At 71.0% G+C, this 13,736-nt stretch carries 11 protein-coding genes; all 11 read right to left on the bottom strand.

Annotated elements, in window-relative coordinates; genetic code table 11:
* Nucleotides 1-38: 38 nt before the first annotated feature.
* Nucleotides 39-1,169 (bottom strand): undecaprenyldiphospho-muramoylpentapeptide beta-N-acetylglucosaminyltransferase, encoded by a 1,131-nt coding sequence (murG, locus tag VXJ25_RS01595; RefSeq protein WP_330957458.1) that lies wholly within the window; start codon nucleotides 1,167-1,169, stop codon nucleotides 39-41.
* Nucleotides 1,159-2,811, bottom strand: coding sequence for an FtsW/RodA/SpoVE family cell cycle protein (locus VXJ25_RS01590; RefSeq protein ID WP_330957457.1), 1,653 nt, complete (start codon nucleotides 2,809-2,811; stop codon nucleotides 1,159-1,161). The genes murG and VXJ25_RS01590 overlap by 11 nt, the downstream gene beginning before the upstream one ends.
* 1 nt (nucleotide 2,812) lies before the next feature.
* Nucleotides 2,813-4,267: a UDP-N-acetylmuramoyl-L-alanine--D-glutamate ligase gene (gene murD, locus VXJ25_RS01585; RefSeq protein ID WP_330957456.1), complete on the bottom strand. Its 1,455-nt coding sequence runs from the start codon at nucleotides 4,265-4,267 to the stop codon at nucleotides 2,813-2,815.
* Nucleotides 4,268-4,288: 21 nt separating this feature from the next.
* On the bottom strand, nucleotides 4,289-5,320 hold the full coding sequence (mraY, locus tag VXJ25_RS01580) for a phospho-N-acetylmuramoyl-pentapeptide-transferase (protein ID WP_330957529.1): 1,032 nt from the start codon (nucleotides 5,318-5,320) through the stop codon (nucleotides 4,289-4,291).
* The gene (locus tag VXJ25_RS01575) at nucleotides 5,320-6,753 is read right to left on the bottom strand and encodes a UDP-N-acetylmuramoyl-tripeptide--D-alanyl-D-alanine ligase (protein WP_330957455.1); all 1,434 of its coding nucleotides are present in this window, start codon (nucleotides 6,751-6,753) and stop codon (nucleotides 5,320-5,322) included. The genes mraY and VXJ25_RS01575 overlap by 1 nt, the downstream gene beginning before the upstream one ends.
* 28 nt (nucleotides 6,754-6,781) lie before the next feature.
* Nucleotides 6,782-8,548: a peptidoglycan D,D-transpeptidase FtsI family protein gene (locus VXJ25_RS01570; RefSeq protein ID WP_330957454.1), complete on the bottom strand. Its 1,767-nt coding sequence runs from the start codon at nucleotides 8,546-8,548 to the stop codon at nucleotides 6,782-6,784.
* A gap of 118 nt (nucleotides 8,549-8,666) precedes the next feature.
* Nucleotides 8,667-9,083 carry a cell division protein FtsL gene (gene ftsL, locus VXJ25_RS01565; RefSeq protein WP_330957453.1) on the bottom strand — a complete coding sequence of 139 codons (417 nt, stop codon included), beginning with the start codon at nucleotides 9,081-9,083 and terminating at the stop codon, nucleotides 8,667-8,669.
* 134 nt (nucleotides 9,084-9,217) lie between these two features.
* Entirely contained in the window at nucleotides 9,218-10,183 is a 966-nt protein-coding gene (gene rsmH / locus VXJ25_RS01560; protein ID WP_330957452.1) for a 16S rRNA (cytosine(1402)-N(4))-methyltransferase RsmH, read from the bottom strand.
* An 11-nt stretch (nucleotides 10,184-10,194) separates the two neighbouring features.
* A complete protein-coding gene (locus VXJ25_RS01555; protein WP_330957451.1) occupies nucleotides 10,195-10,650 on the bottom strand; it encodes a division/cell wall cluster transcriptional repressor MraZ in 456 nt (151 codons plus the stop codon).
* 530 nt (nucleotides 10,651-11,180) lie between these two features.
* Entirely contained in the window at nucleotides 11,181-12,077 is an 897-nt protein-coding gene (locus VXJ25_RS01550; RefSeq protein ID WP_330957450.1) for a site-specific tyrosine recombinase, read from the bottom strand.
* A 4-nt stretch (nucleotides 12,078-12,081) separates the two neighbouring features.
* The gene (locus VXJ25_RS01545; protein WP_330957449.1) at nucleotides 12,082-13,728 is read right to left on the bottom strand and encodes a CTP synthase; all 1,647 of its coding nucleotides are present in this window, start codon (nucleotides 13,726-13,728) and stop codon (nucleotides 12,082-12,084) included.
* Nucleotides 13,729-13,736: the final 8 nt, after the last annotated feature.

Here is a 13,736-nt window from a genome sequence, read left to right as displayed (position 1 = left end):
CCACTCCATCCTACACGCAACCCGAGGGGGCCTGGCCCCTACACGCCGGGCGCCACGGCGGCCTCGACCTGGTCGGCGAGGGCGAGGGCGGCCCTATCCTGCGCGAGCCCGCGCGCGGCCTCGCGCATCCGGCCCCGCTCCGCGGCGTCGTCCAAGAGCGAGAGCACCTCGTGCGAGAAGGACCCGCCGCCCACCTCGTCGTCCGGCACGAGCACGGCGGCGCCGGCGTCCACGAGGTAGCGGGCGTTCGTCGTCTGGTGGTCGGCCGTCGCCAGCGGATAGGGCACGAGGACCGCGGGCACCGCAAGGGCCGCGATCTCCGCGATCGAGGACGCGCCGGCTCGCGACACCACGAGGTCGGCCGCGGCGAGCGCCTCGCCCATGTTGTCGATGTAGGGCATGACCGTCCAGCGAGCGGCCTCCTCGTCGGTGAGGGCGAGCGACGAGGTCACCTCGTCGTAGAGGTCAGCGCCGGTCGAGTGGACGACGTGGAGGCCGTCCCTCGAGAGGAGCTCGCCCTTGAGGGCACAGACCCCCTCGTTCAGGTGGCGCGCACCGAGGCTGCCGCCGAACACCAGGAGCATCGTCGAGCCCTCGGGCACGCCGAAGGCGCGCCGCCCCTCCTCGCGCGAGGCCGAAATGACGCTGCGCCTCACGGGGTTGCCGGTGACGACGACGGCGGTCTGGGGGCCGACGTGCTCCTTGAACGCCTGGGTCGCCGCGGGGAACGAGACGCACACCGAGGTGGCGTGGGCGGCCTCCGTCCTGTTGGCGAGGCCGGGGACGGAGTTCTGCTCGTGAATCACGTAGGGGACATCGTGCCTGTGGCACCACCTCAGGAGGGGCATCTCCACGTAGGCGCCGAACCCCACCGCCACGTCCGGGGCGCCGGCCTCGGCGAAGTAGGAGCCGAGCACGCGCTCCGCCTTGCGGACGCGCCACAGGGCCGAGACGGCCGTCCAGGGCCTCGCGCGGTCGATGCCGGTGACCCTGATGGGGCGGAAGTCGAAGCCCGCCTGAGGCACGAGCTTGCCCTCGAGCTTGGCCGTCTGGCCGTAGAAGGTCACATGGTGGCCCCTCTGCTCGAGCTCCTCAGCGAGCGCGAGCGCCGGATTGATGTGGCCCGCGGTGCCTCCCGCGGCTATCGCGACCTCGAGCCTATCGCTCACGGTATCCCCTCCTGCCGCGCCTGCCGGAGGCGGGCGCATCGTCTTCGTGCATCCTCAGTCTATCCGCCGCCGAGCCGTCGGGGTCCGCGCTCAGCCAACCTCCACGACCCGCCGACCTCCTTGGGTCCGCCGGGGAGAGAGGCCGCGGCGCGGGCGCGGCGCCGGAGGCCCCCCGGGCCGCCTGCGCGCCCGTCCCGGCGCTGGGCGCAACCGGGCCCGGCCGGAGCGGCGACGAGGCCGAGCCGCGCCGGCCGGCCGCGAGGCGCAGGCGCGAGGAGCGCGGCGTGGCCTCCCCTGCGCTCGACAGCCCCGGGTCCACGAGGTCCGCCACGCCGTAGCGGCCGTCTGCGTCCCAGGCGCCCTCTCCCAAGGGTCCCCCGTCCGCCCCGGCGAGGGACCCCTCGTCCTCGCCCGCCAGGCGCAACCTGCCGCGGCGCCGGTCGTAGACCGTCTCCGGCAGCTCGTCCCTGAGCGAGACCGACCCGATCAGCCCCACGAGCATGAGGCAGGAGATGATCGAGGAGCCGCCGTAGGAGAGGAAGGGCACGGGCTTGCCCGACAGCGGGAAGAAGCCGATGACGCCGCAGACGTTGACCAGGAGCTGGACCCCGATCAGGATCGAGCAGCCCGCCGCGACGAGCCTGCCCCTGAGGTCTGGCGCCTGCTCGGCGATCCTCATGCCCGCCCAGATCATGAGGGCGAAGGCGACGAGGACGCCCACGGTGCCGACGAAGCCCGTCTCCTCCCCCACCACCGCGAAGATGAAGTCGTTGTGCGCCATGGGCAGGTAGGAGTACTTCTGGCGCGAGAGGCCGATCCCCACGCCCGTGAGACCGCCCGACCCGAAGGCGTAAAAGCCCTGGACGAGCTGCCAGCCCGAGCCATAGGGGTCCAGGAAGGGGTTCAGCATGGTGAGGACGCGGGCGCGCGAGTAGGAGTCCCCCATGGCGAGGACCGCCGCGCCGAGGGCGCCCACGGCGAAGCACCCGATGACGAGGGCGGTGTTGACGCCGGCGAGGTAGCCCATGCCCAGCAGGGTGAAGACGAGGATGCCCGTCGTGCCCTTGTCGGGCTGCAGCAAGATCAGCAGCAGCGACAGGCCCACGGCGCCCAGGGCGAGCGCGGCGAAGCGCGCGGGGGTCACGGACCCCTCCTCGAAGAGGCGCACGTAGAGGTCGGCGCCCGTGAGCACGAGGGTGACCTTGGCGAACTCCGAGGGCTGCAGGGTGAAGCCCGCCACCGAGATCCAGCGGGTCGCGCCGTAGGCGTCGGTGCCCGCCGTCGGCGAGAAGATCGCGACGAGGAGGAGCACCGTCACGACCCAGGCCAGCACGAGCAGGCGGCCCCGCCAGACGCGGTAGTCCACCCTCGTCAGGACGACGAGGGCGGCGAGCCCCACCGCCACGAACCTCAGCTGCCGGATGAAGTAGTAGGTCGCGTCGTAGTCCGTCGCCTCGGAGGCGAGCGCCGTCGCCGAGGAGGCGGAGAAGATCATCAGCAGGCCGAAGAGGGTCAGGCCGAAGGCGGAGACGAACAGGACGACCCGGGGCACCATGATGCGCGCGGGGACCCCGTGGAGCCCCCGCGCGAGACGGCCGCCCGTGCCGCCCTGTGCACCCGTCCTGGCAAAGGCGGCCGCCACGCTAGGCGCCCGCCGTCATCTTGTCGCGCACGAGCGCCTTGAAGACGCGCCCGCGCTCCTCGTAGCCCGAGAACTCGTCGAAGGAGGAGCAGGCCGGAGAGAGGAGCACCGTGTCGCCGGGCGCGGCGAGCCGGCAGCCCGCCTCGAGGGCGTCGGCCATGTGCGGGGCGCGCTCTACCACGAGGCCACCCCCCTCGCCGGCGGCGGAGAGCGCCTCGGCGAAGCGCTCGCCGGCCTCGCCGTAGCAGACGGCGGCCCGGCACGAGGAGGCCACCTTGCGCGAGAAGGACGTGAGGTCGCTCAGCTTGTCGTGGCCGCCGAGCAGGAGCACGACCCGGCCCGGCTCGAAGGCGGTGAGGGCCTTCTCCACTGCGTCGACGTTGGTCGCCTTGGAGTCGTTCACGAAGCGGACTCCCGCGACCTCCCCGCAGGGCTCGATGCGGTGCTCGAGCGCGCGGAAGCCGAGGAGTGCGCGGCGCACGTCGGCCGGCGCCACGCCGACCTCGAGGGCCGCGGCGGAGGCCGCGAGCGCGTTCTGGACGTTGTGGTCTCCCCTGATGGCGAGTTCGTCCCTGCGGGCGAGCTCTACCTCGCCCGACTCGAGGCGGACGCGGAGGGCGTCGCCTGCGAGGTAGGCCGCGAGCGGCGAGGAGGGGACGCCGTGCACGTCGAGGTGGCAGACCCTGAGGCCGCGCGCCTCGAGCCGGCCCGCGATGGCGCAGCACCAGTCGTCCTCGACCGAGACGACGGCCAGGTCGCCCGCGTCGAGGTTCGCGAAAATCTTCTCCTTGGCCGCGGCGTAGCGCTCGAGCGAGCCGTGCCACTCGACGTGGTCCGGCGTGATGTTGAGGAGGACGGCGACCCGGGGGTGCAGGCGCGCGGTCTCCTCGAGCTGGAAGCTCGAGAGCTCGGCCACGAACCACGAGCCGGCCGGGCGGTCTGCCACCTGGCTCGTGGCGACGGTGCCGATGTTGCCGACCGTGAGCGCCACGTCGCCGCCGGCGCGCAGGAGCTCGGCCGCGAGGGTCGTCGTGGTCGTCTTGCCGTTGGTGCCCGTGATGCCCACCCAGCGCTCGGGGCTCTCGCGCCAGGCGAACTCGGGCTCGCCGATGACCTCGGCGGCGTGTGCGCGCGCCGAGGCGAGGAAGGGCGAGGACTCGGGGATGCCCGGCGAGGAGACGACGAGGTCGTAGCTGCCGTCGACCTCGTCGGTGCCCACGCGGACGGAGACGCCGGCGGCCTCGAGGGCGCGCGCCGCCTCCCCCATCGTCGACCGCGCCCCGCCGAAGACGGTGACGGAGGCGACCCGGCCCCGCGCCGGGCCCGCCAGGTACTCGGCGACCGCTACGCCGGTCTTGCCCAGGCCGAGCACGCAGACGTCCCCCAGCCACCCGGAAGGCCTGCTCGCGTCCGCACCCGTTGCGCGCGCCTCGCGCGCGGCTTGCTCCTCGCTCATGGAAAGGACCTCCTCGGCCTGCTAGTTGAGCTGGAAGTAGAGGGCGAAGCCCAGCGCGGCGAAGGCCGCGGAGACGATCCAGAAGCGGATGACGACCTTCGTCTCGCTCCAGCCCTTCTTCTCGAAGTGATGGTGGATGGGGGCCATGAGGAAGACCCTCTTGCCGGTCGCCTTGAAGCTCACGACCTGGATGATCACGGAGAGCGCCTCGACGATGAAGAGCATGCCCATCACGAGGGAGGTGACCTCCGTCTTGGTGAGGACGGCCAGGGCCGCGAAGGCCGCGCCGAGCGCGAGCGAGCCCGTGTCGCCCATGAAGATGGAGGCGGGATAGCAGTTGTGCCAGAGGAAGCCGACGAGGGCGCCCGCGATCGCCGCCGCCAGGATCGCCAGGGAGAGCTCGCCGTAGCTGTAGGCGACCATCGCCATCGCGAGCATCACCACGAGCACCGTGCCGCCGGCCAGCCCGTCCAGGCCGTCGGTCAGGTTGACGGCGTTGGAGAGACCCGCCATGAGCAGGAAGACGAAGAGCACGTAGAGCCAGGGGACCCTGACCTCGGCGCCGCCGGCGTGGAAGGTCGACGTGAGCACCCCGAGGTCGACGTCCAGCCCGCCCGGGAACCTGATGATCGGGCTGATCCCCACCCAGTTCACGGCCGCGAGGCAGAAGACGACGGAGATGGTGACGAGGCCGACCATCTTCTGCGAGGGGGTGAGGCCGAGCGAGCGCCTGTGGGCGACCGACTCGATGTCGTCGAGGAGGCCGAGCGAGCCCGTGACGAGCATGGCGAGGACGGCGCAGACGAGGTCTGGCGTCCACTCTGCCATGAGCGCGCAGGTCACGACCACGCCCAGCAGGATGACGACACCGCCCATCGTGGGGGTGCCCTGCTTGACGAGGTGGCGCTTGGGGCCGTCGGCGCGTATCTGCTGCCCGATCTTCTCGTGCCTCATGAGCCTGATGAAGGGGGGCATCGCGAGGACGGTGATGAGGGCGGAGATCCCCATGGAGAGGAACACCTGGTAGGTCGGATAGGCCGGGTTGCCGATGATCATCGGTCGTATACCCCCTTGGCAAACTGGTCGAGCCCCGCGGAGCGCGACGCCTTGACGAGCACGAGGTCGTCCTCGGTGAGGACGGGCGCGATGACGGCGAGCGCGGAGTCGACGGAGTCGAACGACTCGAGCGCGTCCTCCGAGAAGCCCATGGTGCGGGCGGCCTCCGCGACCTGCGCCGCGCCCTCGTCGCCGATCACGACGAGCAGGTCGATCGGCTTGGCGGCCGCATAGGCGCCGATGTAGCCGTGCAGGCGCGCCGACTCCCGGCCGAGCTCGCCCACCTCGCCGAGGACGGCGACGCGGCGCCCCGCGCACTCCATGGAGCACAGGACGTCGAGGGCCGCGGCGACGGAGCTCGGGCTCGCGTTGTAGGAGTCGTCGATCACGCGGGGCCGGTGCGGCCGCTCGACGACCTCCAGGCGCATGTGGGCGGGGCGCATCTCCCCCACCGCCCCGGCGGCGCGGGAGACGTCCGCGCCGAGCTCCCACGCGACGGCCATCGCGTCGAGGAGGTCGGCGACCATGTGCCTGCCGGGGACGTGCAGCCGCGCGTGCGCCCGCGCGCCGTCCGGGAAGGAGAGGTCGGCCTCGGCGCAGCCGTCGCCCGCGACGGAGACCCCCGTCGCGCGGACGTCGGCCGAGGGGGCGGCGCCCACGCGCAGCACGTCCACGCCGGCGGGGGCGCAGAAGCGCTCGGCGATGAAGTCCGTGAAGTCGTCCGCGGCGGAGAGCACGAGCGTGGGGCGCTCCCTCCCCTCGGCCGCCACCATGCCCGAGACGACCTCGGCCTTGGCGCGGGCGATGTTCTCGCGCGAGCCGAGGTTCCCGATGTGGCTCGTGCCCACGTTGGTGACGACGGCCACGTTGGGGCGGGCGGCGTGCGAGAGGCGGGTGAGCTCGCCGGCGTGGTTCATGCCCATCTCCACGACGAGCACCTCCGCGTCGTCGGGCGCCGAGAGCAGCGTCAGCGGCACGCCGAGGAGGTTGTTGAGGTTGCCCTTGGTGGCGTGCACCCTATACCTCGTGCCGAGGGCGCAGGCGAGCATCTCCTTGGTGGTCGTCTTGCCCACCGAGCCCGTCACGCCCACCACGAGCCACTGCGGGTTGCGCTCGCGCCACGCGCCCGCGAGCGCGAGCATGAACGCCGTCCCGTCGTCGTCTGCGGCCCGCGCCACGCAGGACCCGAGGCGGCCTGCGAGCTCGAGGTCGGCGGGGTCCGGCTCCGCGGTGAGCACGACGAGGGAGGCCCCGGCCTCGAGCGCCGCGCGCGCGTAGCGGTTGCCGTCCGTGCGCTCCCCCGCGAAGGCGACGAAGGCGGCGTGGGGCCGCACCTCGCGGGAGTCTATGGTCACCCCCGTGACCTCGGCGGTGCCGTCGCCTTCGAGCAGGGCGGCGCCTGTGGCGAGACAGACGTCCCGTGCGGACATACGCATATGCAACCATCACCTCTCTGCCCTAGGAGCTGGGCTTCACGTCCAGGTCCTGCAGGGCCTCACCCATGATACTCGAGAAGACCGGGGCGGCAGACCCCGAGGCCAGATAGGGCGTCTCGTAGAGGCCCACGTAGACGAGGACCTTCGCGTCGTCGGCGGGGGCGTAGCCCACGAGCGAGGAGAGGTACTTGCCGGCTATGTAGCCGTTCTCGTCGGCCTGCTCGCCCGTGCCGGTCTTGCCGGCGATCTCGTAGCCCTCGACGCGGCCCGCGTACGCCGTGCCCTTGGAGAACACGTCCTTCAGCATGTCCGTCATCTTCGACGCCGTCTCCTCCGAGATCGATTGGCCGGGGCTCGGCCAGTCGAGGTCCTCCCCGCCGACCTTGGTCGCGAAGTGCGGGGTCTCGAGGCGGCCGCCCTCGGGGATCGACCCCATGGCCTTCACGATCTGCACCATGGGCACGGCGAGGCCCTGGCCGAAGGCCATCGATCCCAGGGAGTAGGGCTCGTACTCGTCGAGCGAGCGCACCGAGCCGGCGGCCTCGCCCGGGTAGTCGATCCCGGTCCTGGTACCGAGCTGGAACCTCGCGAGCCCCTCCGAGAAGCGCTCTGCCCCGATGACCTGCTGCGCGAGCATGGAGGCGCCGACGTTGGAGGAGCGCCGCAAGATCTCGCGCGGGGACATGGCCATGGTGGAGGAGCGCCCGTCGTCGTCGCGCACGGTGTCGGAGCCTACCAGGATGGAGGCCGGGATCTGGTAGACGGTGTCGGTGTCGAACAGGCCGGCCTCGATGCCCGTCGCCATCGTGAAGACCTTCACGATGGAGCCCGGCTCGTAGGCGCTGGTCACGAGCTTGAGGCCGAGCCCCTCGTTCGTGACGGTCGAGGGGTTGGAGAGGTCGGCGAGGGGCGTCGAGCAGGCCGCCAGGATGCCGCCCGTCGCGGGGTCGGTGACCATGCAGAGGCCGGACTGCGCCTCGTAGGTCTTGACGCCGGCGACCATCTCCTCCTCGACCTTGCGCTGGATGTCCACGTCGAGCGCGAGGACGACGTCCTGGCCGTCCTTCGGCTCGACGGTCTTAGAGACCCCTCCGGCGATCGGGGTGCCCGTGGCGCCCGTCTCCATGATCATCTCGCCGTCCGTGCCGCCGAGGACGTCGTCGTACTGGAGCTCGAGGCCGGTGAGACCGTTGTTGTCGACGTCGACCATGCCGATGATCTGGCCGGCGACCGAGCCGTAGGGGTAGACGCGCTTGGTCTGCTCGAGGAAGTAGACGCCCGTGTAGCCCTTGTCGGCCAGCTCCTGCCTCACCTGCTCGGCCTTGTCCTTGTCCGCCTTGCGGACGAGGTAGACGAAGGTGGAGTCCTCGCTCAGCTGCTCCTTGTAGGTGGACGCCTCGCCGGAGAACGCCTCCTGGAGGATGAGGGCCTCGGCGGCCGGGTAGTTGACCTCCTTGGGGTTGCAGTAGACGTCGTAGCAGCCGACGCTCGTGGCGAGGACGTTGCCGTTCCTGTCGTAGATGGTGCCGCGCCGGGCCTCGATGACCTGCGAGTTGGTGCGCCTCGCCTCAGCCTGCTCGGCGAGGGCGGGGCCGTCCACGACCTGCAGGTAGAACAGGCGCGCGACCACGACGGCGAAGAGCGCCATCAGGACGCCGAAGACCCAGGGCAGGCCGTGCGCGCCGGGGCCGAAGCCGAAGGGGCCCCTCGGGCCGTGCGCGCTCCCGGCGCCCTCGCCCCCGCGAGGCCGCCTGCGCCCCCCACGCGTATGTCTCTCGTCTCTGCTCACGGCTCAAGCTTACCCTCTCGCGGCGACAGGCGGCCCCCGCAGCGTCGCCTGCGTAGCAACAACATTACCGGGGACCGGTGTCGGGCAGGCCTCCGCCTGCGCCCCTGGGGCGGACCGCCTAGGACAGCGCCTCGTCCTCCGTGGAGTAGACCATGCCGAGGTTCTGCGTGGCGATTCTCCTGATGCGGTCCTTGCTGGAGAGGAGCGACCGCTCGACCTGGAGGTCCGTGTTGGTGGCCTCGGCCTCGCCGATCGACTTCTCGAGGGCTGCGTTGCCCTGCATGAGGTTGACCGTGCCCACGGTGAGGGCCACGCGCACGCAGCCCACCGCGAAGACGACCATGATGGCGCAGACGACGAGCCTGACGCGCCGCCAGAACTCGGGGGCGACGCCCCTGCGGGCGTCGGCGTCGAGGTGGCCGCCCTCGACGACAACGAGGGGGGCCCGGCGGCGCCGGTCAGCGCGGTCCGGCGCCGCGCCCGTGGCGAAGGCGCCGCCCGTGAGATCGTATGCCTCTTGTGCCTGGTTCAACATGCCTGCCCGTCCCCCTGGATGCTTCGATGCGGTGCTGCGATGGTGGTGCGTTTGAGCTGCGTGGTGGTCCTACGTGGTGCGTGATGGTGCCTTGAGGCTTCGTTTGTCGTGCACTCGGCCGAGGCCGTTGGTGCCTATGGCTGCGCGACGTCGAGCTTGACCGCCACGCGGACGAGGGCGCTCCTCGCGCGCGGGTTCGAGGCCACCTCCGCCTCGTCGGCGGTGAGGGGCCGCCTGGTCCTCACCTCGACGATCGGGACGTGTCCGCAGACGCACACGGGGAGGTCGGGTGGGCAGGTGCAGCCCTGGGACAGCTCGCCGAAGACGTGCTTCACGATGCGGTCCTCGAGGGAGTGGTAGGAGATGACGCAGATGCGCCCGCCGGGGTTGGCCCAGCGCACGGCGGCCCTGAGGCCGCGGTCGAGGGAGTCGAGCTCGTGGTTGACCTCGATGCGCAGGGCCTGGAAGGTCTTGCGCGCGGGGTGTCCCCCGTGGCGCCGGTCGCGCGCGGGGATCGCGCGCTTGACGACGTCGACGAGCTCGAGGGTCGTCCGGATCGGCGCGCGCTCGCGGGTGCGGACGACCTGGCGGGCGATGGCCCTGGCGTGGGACTCGTCGCCGTACAGGCGCAACACGCGCGCGAGCTCGGCCTCGTCGTAGGTGTTGACCACCTCGGCGGCCGAGAGCGGGTTGTGCTCGGGGTCCATGCGCATGTCCAGGGGGGCGTCCTCGTTGTAGGAGAAGCCCCTCTCGGCCACGTCGAGCTGCGGCGAGGAGACGCCGAGGTCGAAGAGGAAGCAGTCGACGCCGGGCACCTCCGCCTGGACGAGAAGGTCGTCGAGGTCGCCGAAGTTGCCCTCGAGGAAGGCGTGGCGCGCGCCGGGGACCTCGCGCGCGAAGCGCTCCGTCGCGGCGGCGAGGGCGCGCTCGTCCTGGTCGATGCCGATGGAGAGCCCCGTTGGCGCGACGCGGCGGGCGAGCTCGACCGAGTGGCCGGCCCCTCCGAGCGTGCAGTCGCAGACGACCTCCCCCGGCCTGGGGTCCAGCTGTGCGAGGACTTGCCCGAGCATGACCGGTATGTGCTTGAACTCAGCGTCCAACCCCGGGCCCCCTAGTCCCCGTCGCCAAACATGAGGCTGTCGATCTCCTCGAACCCGCCGGCGTGCAGCGCGTTCCAGCTGTCGGTGTTCCAGACCTCGAAGTGGTCCTGCGCGCCCACCACCGTGACGTCCCTCTCCAACCCCAGGCGCTTGCGCGCCGCGGGGTCCGCGGCGTCAAGCTTCCCCAGGGCTATGCGCCCCGCGGAGTCGATGTCCACGGTGACGGCGCTGCCCGTCAGGAGGAGCCTGAGCCGGACGTCGTCGCGGCTCCGGGGGTTGAAGTGACCGCCGTCCTGCTCGAAGAAGCTGTCGACCCAGTCCCTGAAGCCCTCGGGGGTGAACCCGTAGAGCGAGCTCTTGAGGGGGATGAGGCAGACCTGCTCGCCGAACTCCTTGCGGTAAGCTGCGGGAAGGGTAAGGCGTGCCTTGGCGTCCAAGTTGTACTGCTTGGATCCCGTCAGGTACATCTCACACCCCCTCCCGTGGCCGAACACCCACCCCGTGAGCGCGTGTGAAGAACTATAACACCTAGCCCCACCCTCCTCCACTTAGCCCCCCGAAGGGGTGGGGCGAAGGGTCCCGGGACCGAACGAGGGCAGGCTTCGCCCCTACCAGATGTGGGGTCGACGGCGCTGCGGGAAGCACAAGAGCACAGGTGGCCCGAAAGGCGGGACCAGAACGAATTGTGGAGGCGCTATGTCGACACGGAGGGGGAACTGTGTGGGGCCCTCACCTGCGCGTTTGACAAAATTATAGCGTTTACCTGCGGTTTTCTAGTGCGAGAAGAACCTCGCGCAAGGGGCGCGCACGAAAGCCGCCAGGGTGGGACAAGCCCCTTCGAACATGCATCGAACAGAGCCGGAGGTTCGGGGCGGCGCGGGGCCTGGGGGCGGGGCGCCCGGGTGGGAGGCCGTCCCACCACGGGGGCGTCCGGAAGGTGGGAGGCCGTCCCACCACGGGGGGTCCGGTGGCGCGGGGCGCCCGGCGCAGGCGCGGCCTAGCCCCTGGCGCGCGGGTGCGCGGTGAGGTAGTCCCAGCGCACGTGGGTCCTGTCCACGTGCGAGTAGATCTGGGTCGTCTGGATGCTCGAGTGCCCGAGGAGCTCCTGGACGACCCTCAGGTCCGCCCCACCCTCGACCAGGTGGGTCGCGAAGCTGTGGCGCAGGGTGTGGGGATGGAGCCCCTCGATCCCCGCCAGCCTGCCGTAGCGCTCGCAGATCGCGTGCACGGACTGGCGCGAGATCCTCGTCCCGCGCACGTTGAGGAAGAGCGCCGCACAGGCGCCCGACCTGTCGAGCGAGGGCCTGCCCGAGGCGAGGTAGGACGAGACGGCGCCGGCCGCCGTGCCCAGGAGCGGCACGACCCGCTCCTTTCCCCCCTTCCCCCACACGCGCACGAGCCCCTCCTCGGGAAGCAGGCTGGAGACGTCGAGCGCGCAGAGCTCGGAGGCGCGCAGCCCGCAGCCGTAGAGGACCTCCAGGATCGCGCGGTCGCGCGCGCCGGCGGGCGTGGGCGGGAAGGGCTGGTCGAGCAGGCGCGCCGCCTGGTCGATCGTGAGGACGTCGGGCAGGCGGCGCGGCTTCTTGGGGAGCGGGACGTCGGCAGTGGGCTGCGAGGGCGCGATCTGCTCGGCCACCATGAAGCGGTGGAAGCTCTTGGCCGAGGAGAGGGCACGCTCGAGGGAGGCGGGAGCGAGCCCCAGGGAGGAGAGCTCGGCGAGGTAGTCCTCGACGTCGGCGCGAGACACCTCGCCGGGCGCGGTCACACCGCGCCCGGCGAGGTAGGCAACGTATCTCCTGAGGTCCCTCCCGTACGCCTCGACGGTGTTCGCGGAGGCGCCCCTCTCGACCGCGAGGTAGGAGAGGAACTCCCCCAGCGCGGCCTCGAGGTCCAAGGCGCTAGTCCTCGGGCACGACCTGGTGGCGGTCGCAGCCCTCGTGCCTGGCGATCGAGGCGCGCACGAACTCGCGGAACAGCGGCGCGGGCTTGGTCGGGCGGCTCTTAAACTCGGGGTGGGCCTGGGACGCGACGAACCAGGGGTGCACGTCCTCGGGCAGCTCGACCATCTCGACCAGGCGGTCGTCGGGAGAGAGGCCCGAGATCACGAGGCCGGCGTCCTGGAGCTGCTTGCGGAAGGCGTTGTTCACCTCGTAGCGGTGGCGGTGGCGCTCGTAGACGAGGTCGGCGCCGTAAGCCTCGCGCGACAGCTCGCCCACGACCTTGCAGGGGTAGGCGCCGAGGCGCATGGTGCCGCCCTTGTCATCGATGTCCTTCTGGTCGGGCATGAGGTCGATGACGGGGTACTCGCAGTCGGGCGCGAACTCGGTGGAGTTGGCGCCCGGCATGCCGGCGACGTTGCGGGCGAACTCGCTGACAGCCACCTGCAGGCCGAGGCAGACGCCGAGGTAGGGAACCTTCTCGACGCGCGCCTTGTGAGCGGCGAGAATCTTGCCCTCGACGCCGCGACTGCCGAAGCCGCCGGGGACGAGGATGCCGTCGGCACCCGCGAGGGCCTCGTCGACGTTGGACTCGGTGAGCTCCTCGCCGTCGACGAGGGTGATGTTGACGTGACGGCCGTAGTAGACGCCCGAGTGGTGCAGCGCCTCGATGACGGAGAGGTAGGCGTCGGGCAGCTGCGTGTACTTGCCGACGACCTTGATCTCCGTGACGTCGGTGCGCTTGTTGGAGCTGTGCATGCGGTCGGTGAAGGCGTCCCACTCGCTCATGTCGCTCGTCCTGGGATCGAGGCCGAGCTTCTCGCAGACCTTGACGTCGAAGCCCTGGGAGGCGAGGTGCTGCGGGACGTCGTAGATGGAGGGGCAGTCGGAGTTCTCGAAGACGCAGCCCTCGTCCACGTCGCAGAAGTGGGCGATCTTGGCCCTGATCGAGGCGTCGACCTCGTGGTCGGAGCGGCAGACGATGAAGTCGGGCTGGATGCCCATGGAGCGCAGCTCCTTGACGGAGTGCTGCGTCGGCTTGGTCTTGACCTCGTGCGCGGCCGCGATGTAGGGGACGAGGCTCACGTGGATGACGAGGGTGTTGCCGGCGCCCTTCTCCTTGCGGAACTGGCGGATGGCCTCGACGAAGGACTGGCCCTCGATGTCGCCGATGGTGCCGCCGAGCTCGGTGATCACGACGTCGGCCTGGGTCTGCTCCTCGATGCGCAGGAAGCGGCCCTTGATCTCGTTGGTGACGTGCGGGATCACCTGGACGGTGCCGCCCAGGAAGTCCCCGGCGCGCTCGCGGGAGATGAGGGACTGGTAGATCAGGCCAGTGGTGAAGTTGGAGGCGCGCGTGAGGTTCTCGTCGATGAAGCGCTCGTAGTGGCCGAGGTCGAGGTCGGTCTCCTTGCCGTCCTCGGTCACGAAGACCTCGCCGTGCTGGAAGGGGCTCATGGTGCCCGGGTCCACGTTGAGGTAGGGGTCGGCCTTCTGCATCATGACCTTATAGCCGCGGGCCTTGAGCAGGCGGCCGAGCGAGGCTGCCGTGATGCCCTTCCCGAGGGAGGATACGACGCCACCGGTTACGAAGATGTGCTTTGTCATGTGGGGGC

The organism is Olsenella absiana (assembly GCF_036408855.1).
GTDB lineage: Bacteria > Actinomycetota > Coriobacteriia > Coriobacteriales > Atopobiaceae > Olsenella_K > Olsenella_K absiana.
Note: the sequence above shows the minus strand (reverse complement) of the source record. Positions and strands in the feature narration are given on the sequence as shown.

Excerpts from the sequence above, each read along its gene's own strand:
- VXJ25_RS01555 (WP_330957451.1), bottom strand. The coding sequence starts at position 10,650 with ATGTACCTGACGGGATCCAAGCAGTACAACTTGGACGCCAAGGCACGC.
- ftsL (WP_330957453.1), bottom strand. The coding sequence starts at position 9,083 with ATGTTGAACCAGGCACAAGAGGCATACGATCTCACGGGCGGCGCCTTC.
- VXJ25_RS01545 (WP_330957449.1), bottom strand. The coding sequence starts at position 13,728 with ATGACAAAGCACATCTTCGTAACCGGTGGCGTCGTATCCTCCCTCGGG.
- murD (WP_330957456.1), bottom strand. The coding sequence starts at position 4,267 with ATGAGCGAGGAGCAAGCCGCGCGCGAGGCGCGCGCAACGGGTGCGGAC.
- VXJ25_RS01575 (WP_330957455.1), bottom strand. The coding sequence starts at position 6,753 with ATGTCCGCACGGGACGTCTGTCTCGCCACAGGCGCCGCCCTGCTCGAA.